This is a genomic window from Leifsonia sp. PS1209 (assembly GCF_012317045.1).
GTDB lineage: Bacteria > Actinomycetota > Actinomycetes > Actinomycetales > Microbacteriaceae > Leifsonia.
Genome location: NZ_CP051154.1, coordinates 191,938 through 205,289 on the forward strand (window position 1 = coordinate 191,938; position 13,352 = coordinate 205,289).

Consider the following 13,352-nt stretch of genomic DNA (forward strand, 5'->3'; position numbering starts at 1 on the left):
ATGCCTCGCCGCCGCGCGCGGCCGGAGCTATGCCTGGCCGTGCGACGCCCGGGAGCGGCGGGAGAGCGAGTCGATGATGACCGCGAGCAGCAGTACGGCGCCGGTGATCATGAAGCGGATCGACGAGTCGAGGTTGAGCAGCGTCAGGCCGCTGGAGATCGACTGGATGACCAGGATGCCGAGCAGGGCCGACCAGGCGCTTCCGCGTCCGCCGAAGAGGCTCGTCCCACCGATGACGGCGGCGGCGATCGCGTTCAGGTTGGTGTCCGTCCCGCCGCTGGCCGCGCTCACCGATGCGAGTCTGGCCGCAGCGAGCAGGCCGCCGACCGCCGCGAACGTCGAACACAGGATGAACACCGAGATGTAGACCCGGTTGACCTTGATACCGGCGCGGCGCGCGGCCTCGACGGAGCCGCCGACGGCAAACACCGACCGGCCCCAGCGGGTGCGGGTGAGGAAGAAGTTCATCACGACGACGAGGATCACGAACAGCAGGAACATCGCGCCCGTGCCGCGGTCGGTGGAGAGGTACCAGACGCTCACCCCGAGGGCCAGCAGCAGGAGCACCGACTTCACCAGCATCACCGTCATCGACCCCTGCGAGAGGCCGGCCTTGCGGCGGCGCTCCGACCGGCGCCAGTCGGAGAGGAACATCGCGACCGCGGCGATCACGGCCAGCGCGTACGCGGCCCACGGCGGGAGGAAGGTCTGCTGCGCGAACTGCACGATCCACGAGTCGAACGGGATGTTGATCGAGCTGTTCGGGCCGAGCACCCACAGCTGCAGCCCGAGGAAGCCGAGGAGGCCGGCGAGGGTGATGACGAACGACGGCACCCCGAACCGGGTGAACAGCAACCCGTACAGGTAGCCGACGGCGACACCGGCGATGATCGCGGCGATCACCGCGACGATGAGCGGCCAGTGCAGCTGCGTGAGGCCGACGCCCATGATCGCGGCGGCCAGACCGCTGACCGACCCGACCGACAGGTCGATCTGGCCGAGCAGCAGCACGAGCACGATGCCGATCGAGATCGTGCCGACCGCGGCGCACTGCAGCGTGAGGTTGACGAGGTTGTTCGCGGACAGGAAGTTCGGGTTGAGGATCTGGAACACGGCCCAGATCACCACGAGGCCGACCACCACGGGCAGCGAGCCCAGGTCGCCACCGCGCACGCGCATCCCGAACGACTTGACGGCGCCGCTGAGTCCTTCGGAGCGGATCAGGCGTTCGTCCTGGAGGTCGGCGGCGACCTCCGCGGGCGTCTCGGTCTTGGTCATGCGTCCGCACTCCGTTCGGTGAGCTGCTCTACTTCTTCGCTGAGGCGCTCGGCCCTGCGCGTGACGACGTTGTCGGTCGCGCCGGTGATGGCCGAGATGATCTCCTCGTAGCTGACGTCCGGCACGCGGAAGGTGCCGTTGTTGCGGCCGAGTCGCAGCACGGCGACGCGGTCGGCGACAGCCTGCACGTCGGCCATGTTGTGGCTGATGAGCACCACGCCGAGGCCGCGCTCGCGCAGGCGCTCGATCAGGTTGAGCACCTCGGCGGTCTGCGCGACGCCGAGGGCGGCGGTCGGCTCGTCGAGGATGACGACGCGCGGCTCGCCGATCAGCGAGCGGGCGATGGCCACGGTCTGGCGCTGGCCTCCGGAGAGCGACGCCACGGCGATCCGCACCGACGGGATGCGCGCGGAGAGCTGACGGAGCAGGCTCCACGACCGCTTCTCCATCTCCTCCTCGTCGAGCGTGCCTCTGGCGATCTCGCGTCCGAGGAAGAGGTTGGAGACCACATCCAGGTTGTCGCAGAGCGCGAGGTCCTGGAACACCGTCGCGATGCCGAGCTCGCGGGACGCGGACGGCGACGGGATGCTCACCCTGTCGCCGTCGAACGTCACCGTTCCCGCATCCTGCGAGTGGACGCCCGCCAGGATCTTGACGAGGGTCGACTTGCCTGCGCCGTTGTCGCCGACGATGGCGACGACCTCTCCCGGGTAGACATCGAGGTCGATGTCGGTGAGGGCCTGGACGGCGCCGAAGCCCTTCGAGATCCCTCGGAGGGAGAGGACGGGCTGGCGCGTCGACCGTTCGGGTTCTGCGACGGCGGATTCCATCGTCACGGTGTTCTCCTTTGGACTGAAAGGGCGGAGCGGGTGGTGCTCGGTGCTGGTAGTGCGGGTATTGCGCGGTTCCAGGGTAGGCCGGAATCGGCCCGGCCGGGGGTGCGCTTCCGCATCCCCGGCCGGGTCTTCGATGGGCTACTTGATGCCGTACTTGTCGCAGTCGGCCTTGTAGTCCGCGGTGCAGATCTTGGCGGCGGAGTCGGAACCGTAGAACTCGTCCTTGACGACCGTGCTCTCGATGTTGTCCGTCGTCACAGCGACCGGGGTCAGCAGGAACGACTGGATGGCAGCGCCACCCGCCGTGTTGACCGTCGTGTCACCCTTCGGCTTCTTGCCGTTGGCCAGGTCGACGGCCAGCTCTGCCGCCTTCTCCGCCTCGGGCTTGAGCGCCTTGTAGACCGTCATGTACTGGTCGCCGGCAAGGATGCGCTGGATGCCCGCGAGCTCGGCGTCCTGTCCGGTGACCGGCGGGATCGGGCTGACGTTGGCGGCCTTCAGCGAGGCGATCGCGCCGCCGCCGGTTCCGTCGTTCGCCGCGTAGATGCCCTTGATCTGGCTACCGAACTGCGTGATCTGGCCTGCCACCCAGTCCTGGGCCTTCGCGGGGTCCCATCCTGGTGTGTCGAACTCGGCGAGCACCTTGTATCCGCTCGAGTCGATCACGCTGTGCGCGCCCTTCTTGAACAGGGTCGCGTTGTTGTCCGTCGGCGAGCCGTTGACCATCAGGATGCCGGCGCCGGAGGCGACGTTGTCCTTCTTGAGCTTGTCGACGAGCGCCGTGGCCTGCAGCTGCCCGACCTTCTCGTTGTCGAACGAGATGTAGTAGTTGCTGTCCGGGCTGTTGATCAGGCGGTCGTAGGAGATGACCGGGACGTTCTTGGCTTTGGCCTCTCCGACGATGGATGCGGCGGCCTCGCCGTCGAACGGGTCGAGGACGAGGACCTTGACGCCCTGGGTCAGCATCGACTCCGCCTGCTGCTGCTGCTTGCTGGCGTCGCCGTCCGCGTTCGAGTAGAGCACCTTGCAGTCGGGGCAGAGTTCCTTGATCTTCGCCTCGAAGAACGGCTTGTCTGCCGATTCGTACCTGGCGGTGACGGAGTCGGGGAGGAGGAGGCCGATCTGGGCGCTGCTGGCACCGGCGGTGGAGCTGGATCCGCTTCCGGACCCGTTGGAACAGGCTGTGAGTGTTGCGGCTGTGAGCAGGATCGCGGCCGACGCGATGACCGCTCTCGTGGTGGCGATCTTCATTGAAAAACCTCCGATTCGAGACCGCCATCGTTGGCGGCTGGGTTGAGTGTTGCAGGTGGTGAGGTTGTCGTCAAGAGTTGAAGCCAACGGATTCGATAACGAATAGACACGCATTCGGGGGGTGTGGCACCGCAGGTGTTGCGCGCCGGGTCAGGCGGGCGAGTCGATCGGCGTGATGTTCACGCAGTCCACGGCATATGCGACCGCGCCGAGCGTCGCCGCACGCGTCCCGAGCTGCCCCTGGACGATGTCGGGCATGAGGTCTTCGTTGACGATGATCGACCGCTCGACGGCGTGCCGCATCGGCCCGAGCAGCAGCTCGCCCGCCCTGGCCAGCTCGCCGCCGACGACCACCCGCTCCGGGTCGATCAGGTTGCACAGGTTCGCCGTCGCGATACCGATGTGCTTGCCCGCGTCGGCGATGGCCCTGATGCAGCGTGCATCCCCGGCCATCGCCTGGATGACCACATCGCCCAGTTTCAGACTGCCCAGGTGGTCGCGCAGCTCGTCGAGGATCGCCGGACCGCCCGCGATGGCTTCGAGGCAGCCGCGGTTGCCGCACCGGCAGAGCGGGCCGTTCTCCCGGATGGTGGTGTGCCCGAACTCGCCGGCCACGCCGTGGAACCCGCGATAGACCTGCCCGTTCAGGATGAGCCCTGCGCCGATCCCGTCCCCGAGTTCGAGCGTGATCGTGTTGCGCTTTCCGCGCCCTGCGCCGAGCCTGGACTCCGCCAGGGCGGTCAGATTCGCGGCGTTGTCGATGAACACCGGGCGCTTCAGCCTGCGCTCCATCACCTCGGCGACGTCCACGCCGTCCCAGCCGCGCATGATGCCGCTGCGGGCGATGGTGCCGCTCGCCCTGTCCAGCGGGGCGGGGAGCGCGATGCCGACGGCGAGCACCTCGTCGCGGCCCGCATCCACGGATTCGAGCATGTCGGTGAGCAGCAGCGAGACCTTGTCGAGCTCGTTGTCCGCCCTGTGGTCTTTGGCGAGCGGCATGTGGTTCTCGGCAACCACCGTGTGCGCGACGTCCGCGAGCGCGATCCGCATGTGCCTGGTGGAGAAGTGCACGCCGACCACGAGTCCGAGCGCGTGCGCCAGCGTGACGTGCTGGGCGCGCCTGCCGCTCCGGATGCTCTGAGCGGTATGCAGGACGCCCGAGGTCGACAGCTCCTTCACGATGTTGGACACCGTGGCGGGGGAGAGGCCGGTGGCGCCGGCGAGCTCGACCTGCGTCAGCCCGCCGTGCTTCTTGATGGCGTCGACAATCCGCGCCCGGTTGGCTTCACGAAGTGAAGTCTGCGAACCCGGGGTTCGCCGCTGCGTTGCCACGATCAGCAGGATACATGCCCCGCGGTCGAGGGGGTGGGGAGTGTGGGAAACCGTCGGCCGAACGGTTATCTCTTTGTGAGGAACGGACCCGCACGACGCCGCCCTCGCTGGCAGGATAGAAGCATGGCCGACATGCACGTTCACCCGGACCGACTTGAGATCCACCTCACGCCGGCGGAGAAGGTGCTCGCTCTGAAGCGCGACGACCTCATCGTGCCGAGAGAGAGCATCCGGTCCGTGGCGATCACCGAGGACCCGTGGATCTGGATCCGCGGCATCCGCGCGCCGGGAGCCGCCGTGCCGTTGACGCTCTCCGTCGGAACCTGGAAGTTCCACGGCGGCAAGGACTTCCTGCTCATCAAGGGCAAGCAGCGCGCGGCCGTGGTGATCGACCTGGAGGGCGAGGAGTACTCGCGCATCATCGTCTCGACGCCGCACGCGACCAAGCTCATCGAGGCGCTCCGGGTGGATGCGGCCGGCACCCCGGCGCAGGGCGAGACCTCGCTGTAGCGGCTGCCGCCACCCAGCCGCCGCCCGCGCGTCAGCCGAGGACCAGCAGCACCAGTCCCACCAGCGGCAGCGCGCCCTGCAGCAGCGCGGCGCGCAGGAACGCCCGCCCGGTCGTGATCAGCACCACCGCCGCGAGCACCATGCATACGGCGGAGAAGAACACGATCCCGAACCCCACATCCCGGAGCGTCGTCCAGTAGAGCACCAGCCCGACCGCCGCGCCCCCGGCGAGGAACAGGTTGTAGAACCCCTGGTTGTACGCCATCGCCCTGATCGTGTCCGCGTCGCGTTGGCTGGCCACCCCGAACCTGCGCCATACGCCGGGTGACGACCAGAACACGCTCTCCATCGCGAAGAACGCCAGGTGCACGACGGCGGCCGCGGCGATCAGGATGGAACCGATGATGGCCATGCGTGTGAGCATACGCTGGGGACTATGCACACTGTGGAGACTTCGTGCGTGATCGCCGGCGGCGGTCCCGCCGGCATGATGCTCGGCCTGATCCTGGCGAGGTCGGGGCTGGATGTGGTGGTGCTGGAGAAGCACGCCGACTTCTTCCGCGACTTCCGCGGCGACACCATCCACCCGTCGACCATCACCGTGCTCGGCGAGCTCGGGCTGCGCGACCGCTTCCTCGGGATGCCGCACACGAGCATCCGGACACTGGATGCGGTGGTCAACGGCACCAGGCTGCACCCGATCGACTTCGGGATGCTCCCACCGCCCGACGATTTCCTGGTCATGGCGCCGCAGTGGGATTTCCTCTCCTTCCTCGCGCAGGAGGCCGCGGCGTTCCCGGGCTTCCACCTACTGATGGAGACCGACGCCGTCGGGCTCATCCGGGAGGAAGGTGCGGTGCGCGGTGTGACGGCGCACGGGCCGGACGGGGAGCTGGAGGTGCGCGCATCCCTGACGGTCGCCGCCGACGGCCGCGATTCGACGCTCCGGGATGCTGCCGGCCTGCGCCCTCGCCGGTTCGGCGTCCCGATCGACGTGCTCTGGTTCCGCGTTCCCAAGCCCGACCGTGTGCCGCCGAGCACGCTCGCGTACGTCGACCAGCACTCGATGGTGATCACGATCGACCGCGGTGACTACTTCCAGACCGGCGTGATCATCGAGAAGGGCGGCTTCGACACCCTGCGCGCGGCCGGGCTGCCGCACTTCCACCGGATGCTCGGCGAGGTCGCACCCGTGCTGGCGCCGGTGGTGGACGCGATCGCCTCGTGGGACGACGTCAAGCTCCTCTCGGTCCAGATCAACCGCCTCGACCGCTGGTTCCGCTCCGGTTTCCTCGCGATCGGCGACGCCGCCCACGCGATGTCGCCCGCGTTCGGCGTCGGCGTCAATTACGCGGTGCAGGATGCGGTTGCGACGGCCAACGCGGTCGCCGCCCCGCTGCGTTCCGGCCCGGTCGACCTCCGGGTGCTGGAGGCGGTGCAGCACCGCCGCCTGCCTCCCGTCGCCAGGATGCAGGGCCTCCAGCTCGCGGCGCACGAGTTCATCGCGCGCCCGGGAGGCGCTGCCCGCCTGCCCAACCCGCTGCCCGCTCCGCTCCGGGCGCTCCTCACCGCTGCCATGCCGGTGGCGCGCCGTGCGTCAGCGCGGATCGTCGGCCGCGGCTTCCTCCCGGAGCACATCGCGCCCGAGCTGCGCTGACGGCCGCTGACGGCTGCTGCTTGGCCCTGCCGTCAGGACAGCAGCATGAGGATGAATCCGATCAACGGAAGGATCCCCTGGATGAGCGCCGGCCGGATGTACCCACGCCCGGTGGTGATGAGCACAACGGACGCGGCGAACATGCTCGCGGTGCTGAACAGGATCAGCGCCAGCCCGACATCGTGCATCCCGACCCCGAACAGGATGAGCCCGACGATCGCTCCGATGGCGAGGAAGAGGTTGTAGAACCCCTGGTTGTACGCCATCGGCCGCGTGGTGTCCGCGGCCTCCTGCGACGCCACCCCGAACCGCTTCCACACCGCCGGCCGCGTCCAGCCGACGCTCTCCATGACGAAGATGGCGATGTGCAGGGCTGCGGCAAGGGTGACCACCACGGTCGCGAGGACGATCATGCGGTCAGCATACGGTGACACCCCGCCCGCAGGCGGCAGGCGCGCACGGTCAGGCGCGCACCTCCACCACCGTCCGCCCGCGCAGCTTCCCGGCCAGCAGTTCCTCCGCAGCCGCGATCGTCTCGGCCAGCGGGATGAACGCCGTCATCGCCGCAAGCGATTCAGTGTCCAGGTCGACCGCCAGCCGCCGCCACGCCGTTTCGCGCAGCGCGATGGGCGCCTCGACCGAGTTGATCCCGGCCAGAGTGACCCCGCGCAGGATGAACGGCATCACCGTCGCGGGCAGCTCCGGACCTTGCGCCAGCCCGCACGCCGCCACCGTCCCGCCGTACGTCGTCTGCGCGAGCGCGTTCGCGAGCGTGTGGCTGCCGACGGCGTCCACCACCCCCGCCCAGCGCTGACGCTGCAGCGGCTTGCCGGGATCGCTGAGTTCCGCCCGGTCGATGATCGTCGTCGCGCCGAGGTCGGTCAGGTAGTCGGCCTGCTCCTCCGGCCGTCCCGTGGATGCGGTAACCGGGTAACCCAGTTTCGCCAACACGGCCACGGCCACCGACCCGACACCCCCTGCCGCTCCCGTCACCAGCACGCTCGACCCGGCGTCCGCGACAACCTGTGGATCCAGCCCGTTCCGTTCCAGCGCGAGCACCGACAGCATCGCGGTGAATCCCGCGGTCCCGACCGCCGCCGCCTGCGCACTGCTCAGCACCTCCGGCACCCGCACCAGCGCATCCCCGCGCACGCGAGCCCGTTCCGCCAGCCCCCCGTGATGTGACTCGCCGATCCCGTCGCCGTTCAGCACCACCCGGTCCCCGGGCACCCACCGCTCGTCTGCGGACTCCTCCACCACGCCCACCAGGTCGATCCCCGGAATCAGCGGCGACGTCCGAGCCACCCCCGGCCGCCCGGCGATGGCGAGCGCATCCTTGAAGTTGAGGTCGGAGTACTCGACGGCAATGGTCACATCCCCCGGCATCAGGAACGCATCCGTCACCCGCCGCACCTCGGCGGTATGCGCCACGATCCGCCCCGCCTCAGCGTCCTGCTCGATCACGATGGCCCGAAAGTCAGTCATGGCTTTCACCATACGCCGACCAGTGGATGCGCCACCCGGGTCGCCGGGGCGGCCCGCCTGGGCCGCCTGGCCCGCTTGGCCCGTCACCGCGCCACCCGACCCTGCGCGAGCCGCGCGCCCGCGCTAGTTCAACACCCGCACCCCACCCGGCAGCACCCCGCCCGCGTACAGCGCGCTCGCCGCATCCTGCAGCGCGGTCAACGCCAGCCGCTGCGTCCACGGACCGTACGACACCCGCGCCACCCCGAGCTCTTCCAGCCGCGCTGGCGCCACGGACCCCGGCACTCCGATCACGCTGAGCTTCCGCACCCCGAGCCCTCCCACGAGCAGCTCGATCGCTGTCTCGTCGAGCCGCCCGGGTACGAACACGCAGGTCGCCCCTTCGTCGAGGAACGCGCGCCCGCGCTCGATCGCTTCGCGCGCCTTCTCCTCGGTGGGCCGCTGGTCGTCATGCAGGAACACGTCGGTGCGCGCGTTGAGTGCGAACGGCACTCCTTCGGCCTCCGCCCCGGCGATGGCGGCCCGCACGGCGGCGACCGCCTCCTCGAACGAGCGCGTCCCGTCTTCGAGGTTCGCTCCGACCGCGCCGACGCCGATCGCGCGCCGGATCGTCTCGCCCGGGTCGCCGTATCCCGCTTCGAGGTCGGCACTGACCGGCAGGTCGGTCGCATCCACAATCCGCCCGATGGCCGCGAGCATCAGGTCGAGCGGGATGCGCTCGCCGTCGTCGTAGCCGTGGGATGCGGCGATCGAGTGGCTCGCCGTCGCGATGGCGCGGGTGTCGGGGAGTGCGGCGATCGCGCGCGTGCTGATCGCATCCCACACGTTCACCACCTGAAGCAGCTCGGGGGCGTCGTGCAGTCGGCGCAGCTCGGCGCCGAGTTCGTTGTTCGCGTTCACGATGTCACCATACGACCCCGCGCCCGGCGGCTCTAGGATGAGCGCATGGCCGAGACGGCGGTGACCAAGACCCGGTCGGCGACGGGCCGGCGCCGGTCGACCAACGTCGTCGTCGACAACCTCTTCTTCGTCTTCGGCGGCGCGGCCGTGGTCTGGCTGGCCTGGATTGTCCTCACCGAGAGTTTTTCGTGGGGCTGGTTCCTCGTCGCGTTCTTCGTGCTGTTCTGGGTGGTGGTCGCCTATCTGGTCCTGCCGCGCCTGCACCGCATACTGACCTCGATCTACGTCCCGGACTACTTCATCGGCAGGGCCCGCACCAGCGACGGCCTGCTCGGCGACCCCATCAACCTGGCGGTTCTCGGCACCGAGGCCCAGCTGGATAAGGCGATGACGGAGGCCGGCTGGACCAGGGCGGACGACGTGACGTTGCGCACCAGCTGGCGGATCGTCGCATCCACTCTGTTGCGCCGCAGCTACGACGAGGCTCCCGTGAGCCCGCTGTTCCTGTTCGGCCATCAGCAGGATGTCGCCTACCAGCAGGAGGTCCGCGGCAACCCGTCGAAGCGCCACCATGTGCGCTTCTGGCGGTGCCCGGAGGGCTGGCTCCTCCCCGGCGGTCACAACGCGGACTGGCTGGCGGCCGGCACGTTCGACCGTTCCGTGGGCTTCTCGCTGTTCACGTTGCAGATCACCCACAAGATCGACGCGAACACCGACGTCGAGCGCGACCACATCGTCTCCACCCTGATGGATGCGCGGATCGGCGTCGACGTCGAGGTCATCGAGGACTTCTCCACCGGCTACCACTCCCGCAACGGCGGCGGCGACAGCATCGAGACCGACGGCAACCTCCCGGTGATCGACGTGCGCGCTGTCCCGGTGGATGCGGCTGCGATCGCGGTCGCGGACCAGGCGGATGCGAGACGCGCGGCGAGGGCGGAGGACCGGCCGATCCCCACGTCACTCGGCTTCCTGTTGATGCTGCTGCGAACGGTCGCGGGTGCGGTGTTCGTCGCGCTGACCGTGATCGACTGGCGCCAGTTCGTCCAGGCCCAGATGGACGACCCGGCGGCGGCGCTCACCGCCGACGAGAAGCCGATCGTGCAGCTCGTCCTCGTCGTGGTGATGGCCCTGTTCACGGTCGGCCTGCTCTTCTACCTGCTGCTGGCGATCCTGGTCTTCCGCGGCAGCAACTGGGCACGCATCGCCTCGATGTCCTACAGTTCGCTGCTCATCATCATCTCCGCCATCGACTTCTTCAACGGCGGCCCCCAGGTCACCCTCCACAACAACGTCCTCGGCCTCCCGCTCGACATCCTGGTCGTCCTGGCCCTCTCCTCCCAGCGCTCCCGCCTCTGGGCCCGCCGCCCGCGTCCGCGCGGGTCGCGCGCATCGCGCACCGCCCGAGCCTCCAGCGCCCACCCCGCGACATAATCCCCCTTACATAAGCCCCTTCCGCGGCCCCGACGACTTCAACGCGGACTCCTCCGCATCCAGGAACGCCAGCACCGAACGCACCGCCAGCTCCTGATACCGCCCCTCGGCCCGCGCATCCAGCACCGCCTTCCGCTCGGCCTTGATCATCGACCGCCGCAGCTTCTGGTACTCCACCGGCACGTTCTCGTCTTCGTTCGGTGACGGGTTCTCGAGCGCGTCGGAGAGGAAGACCGCGTTGATCCGCAGCCGTTCCAGCACCCGTTCGTCTTCGTCGCCCGTCACCTGGGAGTCGAGGTGTTCCAGCCCGGCTGTCTGGGCCTCGGCGAGCAGCCGCTGCATCTCGCTCGCCTCCTGGGCGAAGTCGGGCGGCGGGAGCTTCAGCCGGCGGATGACCCAGGGGAGCGCGAGCCCTTCGAGCAGCGTTCCGACGACCACCACGAACGCGAGGAACTGCAGGAACTCCTTGTGCGGTGTCGCGTCCGGCAACAGGAACACGGCGGCGAGCGTCACCACCCCGCGGATGCCGGCGAACGACACCGCGATCCCCGTCGGCCAGTTCCACCCGCGCTCGCGCAGCCGTTTCGGGCCGTGGCGGTAGAGCGTCGTGGTCAGCACCATCCAGACGAACCGGGCCGCCGAGATCGCGAGCAGCACCACGATGCTGATCACCACCGTCTGGCCGACCGTGATCCCCGACCGGAACGCGCCGCTCAGGATGCTGGACAGTTCCAGCCCGATGAACAGGAACACCGCGTTCTCGAGCAGGAACTGGATCGTGCGCCAGTTGATCGACTCCGCGATGCGCGCCTCCGCCGTCTGGATGGTCGGCGACCGGTAGCCGAGGTACAGCCCGGACACGACCACCGCCAGGATGCCGGACCCGTGCAGGAACTGCGCCGGGATGAACGCCAGGTACGGAGTGATCAACCCCAGCGAGGTGTCCAGCACCGGAGCCCGCAGCTGCTTCCGGATGATCGCGAGCACCCAGCCGACCCCGAGCCCGACCGCCACTCCGACCACCACCGCCAGCGCGAAGTCGCCCGCGATGGCCCACGGGTTCACCACGCTCACGATCGCGGCGATGGTCGCGTTCAGCGCCACGAGGGCCGTCGCGTCGTTGAGCAGGCTCTCGCCTTCGAGCACGGTCACGAGTCGGCGGGGGAGATGCAATCGCCCGGCGATCGCCGTCACCGCCACCGTGTCCGTCGGCGCCACCACCGCCCCGAACGCGAACGCGGCCGCCAGCGTGAGCGACGGCACCACCCACCACGTGGCGAACCCCACCACGATCACCGTGAACACCACCAGCCCCACCGAGAGCAGCAGGATGCCGTCTCGCCTGGCCCGCACATCCACGAAGGACGTCTGGATGGACGCGGCGAACAGCAGCGGCGGAAGCAGCCCGAACAGCACGAGCTCCGGCTCGAGCTCGATGTGCGGTACCCCGGGGATGAACGACACCACCGCCCCCACGACCACCAGCACCACCGGCGCCGACCACCCGACACGGCGCGACAAACCCGTGACGGTGACCGTGACGAGAACGAACGACACGATCCAGACAATGGTTGCGACCGGATCCATGCTGTTCATGATGGCCGCAACGCGCGCAGGGTGCCAATGGTTCCCGGGAGGCTGTGGAGAACTCGTCCGCTAGGAGCGAAGTGCAGGGATCGGGCCTCCGTGGGCCGCGCAGAACACCGCGTCCTCCGCCTCGCACACGACCAGCTGCTCGCGGCATGACGCGTCCGCGCAGTTCCGCATCCGCTCGGTCTCGGCGTCGCACACGACGCAGCGTCCGATCACGGCCGTGTGATCGCTGAACCGGACGGACTGCCGCTTGTCGAACACGTACAGCGAGCCCTCCCACAGTCCGTCGTCGCCGAACGTCTCGCCGTAGCGCACGACACCGCCGTCGAGCTGGTACACCTCGCCGAAGCCGCGCGACCGCATCAGTCCGGACAGCACCTCGCAGCGCACCCCGCCGGTGCAGTAGGTCACGACCGGCTTGCCCTTGAGGTGGTCGTACTTCCCGCTGTCCAGCTCGGCGACGAACTCCCGCGTCGTGGACACGTCCGGCACCACGGCGTCCTTGAAGCGCCCGATCTCGGCCTCGAAGCGGTTGCGGCCGTCGAAGAACACCACGTCGTCCCGTGCCTCCACCAGCGCGTGCAGCCCGGCGGGGTCGAGCCGCTCGCCTCCACCGACGACGCCGGATCCGTCCACCACCAGCTCGGCAGGCGCCCCGAAACTCACGATCTCGTCGCGCACCTTCACCGACAGCCGCGGGAAGTCGAGGCTCATCCCGTCGTCGCCGAACCCGGTCCCTTCGCTCCACTTCACGTCGAGGTCCTTGAACGCCGGGTAGTCCTTCGTCTTGCGCAGGTACTTCTTCAATGCGCCGAGCTCACCGCCGAGCGTCCCGTTCATCCCGTCGCCCGAGAGCAGGATGCGTCCGCGCAGGCCGAGCGATTCGCAGAGGTCGCGCTGCCACAACCGCACGGCGTCCGGGTCGGCGAGCGGCGTGAAGACGTAGTAGAGGAGGACTTTCGGCACGGGCACCGCACCATGCTAGGCCGCCCAGGCTGTGCGCTCTCTCAGCGACCCCGGCGCCGTTACCCAGGCGCTCGGTTTCCTTTCATTCACCAACATCGGCGATGCTTGTG

Annotated in this window: 13 protein-coding genes; 3 read left to right on the forward strand and 10 right to left on the reverse strand. The window is 69.0% G+C overall.

Annotated elements, in window-relative coordinates; genetic code table 11:
* Nucleotides 1–27: 27 nt before the first annotated feature.
* The 4 genes from HF024_RS01020 to HF024_RS01035 form a co-directional block, all read right to left on the reverse strand.
* Nucleotides 28–1,278: an ABC transporter permease gene (locus HF024_RS01020; RefSeq protein ID WP_085367617.1), complete on the reverse strand. Its 1,251-nt coding sequence runs from the start codon at nucleotides 1,276–1,278 to the stop codon at nucleotides 28–30.
* Nucleotides 1,275–2,108, reverse strand: a complete 834-nt coding sequence (locus HF024_RS01025; RefSeq protein ID WP_168690708.1) for an ATP-binding cassette domain-containing protein — start codon at nucleotides 2,106–2,108, stop codon at nucleotides 1,275–1,277. Before HF024_RS01025 ends, HF024_RS01020 begins: the two co-directional genes overlap by 4 nt.
* Before the next feature lie 144 nt (nucleotides 2,109–2,252).
* Nucleotides 2,253–3,365 (reverse strand): sugar ABC transporter substrate-binding protein, encoded by a 1,113-nt coding sequence (locus HF024_RS01030; protein ID WP_085367619.1) that lies wholly within the window; start codon nucleotides 3,363–3,365, stop codon nucleotides 2,253–2,255.
* 150 nt (nucleotides 3,366–3,515) lie between these two features.
* Entirely contained in the window at nucleotides 3,516–4,697 is a 1,182-nt protein-coding gene (locus HF024_RS01035) for an ROK family transcriptional regulator (RefSeq protein WP_085367620.1), read from the reverse strand.
* A 123-nt stretch (nucleotides 4,698–4,820) separates the two neighbouring features.
* Here HF024_RS01035 and HF024_RS01040 point away from each other — a divergent pair, with 123 nt between their 5' ends.
* Nucleotides 4,821–5,207: a hypothetical protein gene (locus HF024_RS01040; protein ID WP_085367621.1), complete on the forward strand. Its 387-nt coding sequence runs from the start codon at nucleotides 4,821–4,823 to the stop codon at nucleotides 5,205–5,207.
* 31 nt (nucleotides 5,208–5,238) lie between these two features.
* Here HF024_RS01040 and HF024_RS01045 read toward each other — a convergent pair whose 3' ends face one another.
* Nucleotides 5,239–5,619: a DUF1304 domain-containing protein gene (locus HF024_RS01045; protein ID WP_085367675.1), complete on the reverse strand. Its 381-nt coding sequence runs from the start codon at nucleotides 5,617–5,619 to the stop codon at nucleotides 5,239–5,241.
* Nucleotides 5,620–5,643: 24 nt separating this feature from the next.
* Here HF024_RS01045 and HF024_RS01050 point away from each other — a divergent pair, with 24 nt between their 5' ends.
* Entirely contained in the window at nucleotides 5,644–6,864 is a 1,221-nt protein-coding gene (locus tag HF024_RS01050) for an FAD-dependent oxidoreductase (protein WP_168688352.1), read from the forward strand.
* 32 nt (nucleotides 6,865–6,896) lie between these two features.
* Here HF024_RS01050 and HF024_RS01055 read toward each other — a convergent pair whose 3' ends face one another.
* From HF024_RS01055 to HF024_RS01065, 3 genes are all read right to left on the reverse strand, one after another.
* Entirely contained in the window at nucleotides 6,897–7,277 is a 381-nt protein-coding gene (locus tag HF024_RS01055) for a DUF1304 domain-containing protein (protein WP_168688353.1), read from the reverse strand.
* 49 nt (nucleotides 7,278–7,326) lie between these two features.
* Nucleotides 7,327–8,349 carry an MDR family oxidoreductase gene (locus HF024_RS01060; protein ID WP_168688354.1) on the reverse strand — a complete coding sequence of 341 codons (1,023 nt, stop codon included), beginning with the start codon at nucleotides 8,347–8,349 and terminating at the stop codon, nucleotides 7,327–7,329.
* Between the two features lie 123 nt (nucleotides 8,350–8,472).
* Nucleotides 8,473–9,249 (reverse strand): isocitrate lyase/phosphoenolpyruvate mutase family protein, encoded by a 777-nt coding sequence (locus tag HF024_RS01065; RefSeq protein WP_168688355.1) that lies wholly within the window; start codon nucleotides 9,247–9,249, stop codon nucleotides 8,473–8,475.
* A gap of 45 nt (nucleotides 9,250–9,294) precedes the next feature.
* Here HF024_RS01065 and HF024_RS01070 point away from each other — a divergent pair, with 45 nt between their 5' ends.
* Entirely contained in the window at nucleotides 9,295–10,683 is a 1,389-nt protein-coding gene (locus HF024_RS01070; RefSeq protein WP_168688356.1) for an LssY C-terminal domain-containing protein, read from the forward strand.
* Nucleotides 10,684–10,689: 6 nt separating this feature from the next.
* Here HF024_RS01070 and HF024_RS01075 read toward each other — a convergent pair whose 3' ends face one another.
* Together HF024_RS01075 and HF024_RS01080 are read right to left on the reverse strand one after the other, a co-directional pair.
* A complete protein-coding gene (locus tag HF024_RS01075; protein ID WP_247597241.1) occupies nucleotides 10,690–12,270 on the reverse strand; it encodes a Na+/H+ antiporter in 1,581 nt (526 codons plus the stop codon).
* Nucleotides 12,271–12,339: 69 nt separating this feature from the next.
* Nucleotides 12,340–13,248, reverse strand: coding sequence for a rhodanese-related sulfurtransferase (locus tag HF024_RS01080; RefSeq protein ID WP_168688357.1), 909 nt, complete (start codon nucleotides 13,246–13,248; stop codon nucleotides 12,340–12,342).
* Between the last annotated feature and the right edge of the window lie 104 nt (nucleotides 13,249–13,352).

Excerpts from the sequence above, each read along its gene's own strand:
- HF024_RS01060 (WP_168688354.1), bottom strand. The coding sequence starts at position 8,349 with ATGACTGACTTTCGGGCCATCGTGATCGAGCAGGACGCTGAGGCGGGG.
- HF024_RS01045 (WP_085367675.1), bottom strand. The coding sequence starts at position 5,619 with ATGGCCATCATCGGTTCCATCCTGATCGCCGCGGCCGCCGTCGTGCAC.
- HF024_RS01040 (WP_085367621.1), top strand. The coding sequence starts at position 4,821 with ATGGCCGACATGCACGTTCACCCGGACCGACTTGAGATCCACCTCACG.
- HF024_RS01075 (WP_247597241.1), bottom strand. The coding sequence starts at position 12,270 with ATGGATCCGGTCGCAACCATTGTCTGGATCGTGTCGTTCGTTCTCGTC.
- HF024_RS01025 (WP_168690708.1), bottom strand. The coding sequence starts at position 2,108 with ATGGAATCCGCCGTCGCAGAACCCGAACGGTCGACGCGCCAGCCCGTC.
- HF024_RS01050 (WP_168688352.1), top strand. The coding sequence starts at position 5,644 with ATGCACACTGTGGAGACTTCGTGCGTGATCGCCGGCGGCGGTCCCGCC.
- HF024_RS01055 (WP_168688353.1), bottom strand. The coding sequence starts at position 7,277 with ATGATCGTCCTCGCGACCGTGGTGGTCACCCTTGCCGCAGCCCTGCAC.
- HF024_RS01070 (WP_168688356.1), top strand. The coding sequence starts at position 9,295 with ATGGCCGAGACGGCGGTGACCAAGACCCGGTCGGCGACGGGCCGGCGC.
- HF024_RS01030 (WP_085367619.1), bottom strand. The coding sequence starts at position 3,365 with ATGAAGATCGCCACCACGAGAGCGGTCATCGCGTCGGCCGCGATCCTG.
- HF024_RS01020 (WP_085367617.1), bottom strand. The coding sequence starts at position 1,278 with ATGACCAAGACCGAGACGCCCGCGGAGGTCGCCGCCGACCTCCAGGAC.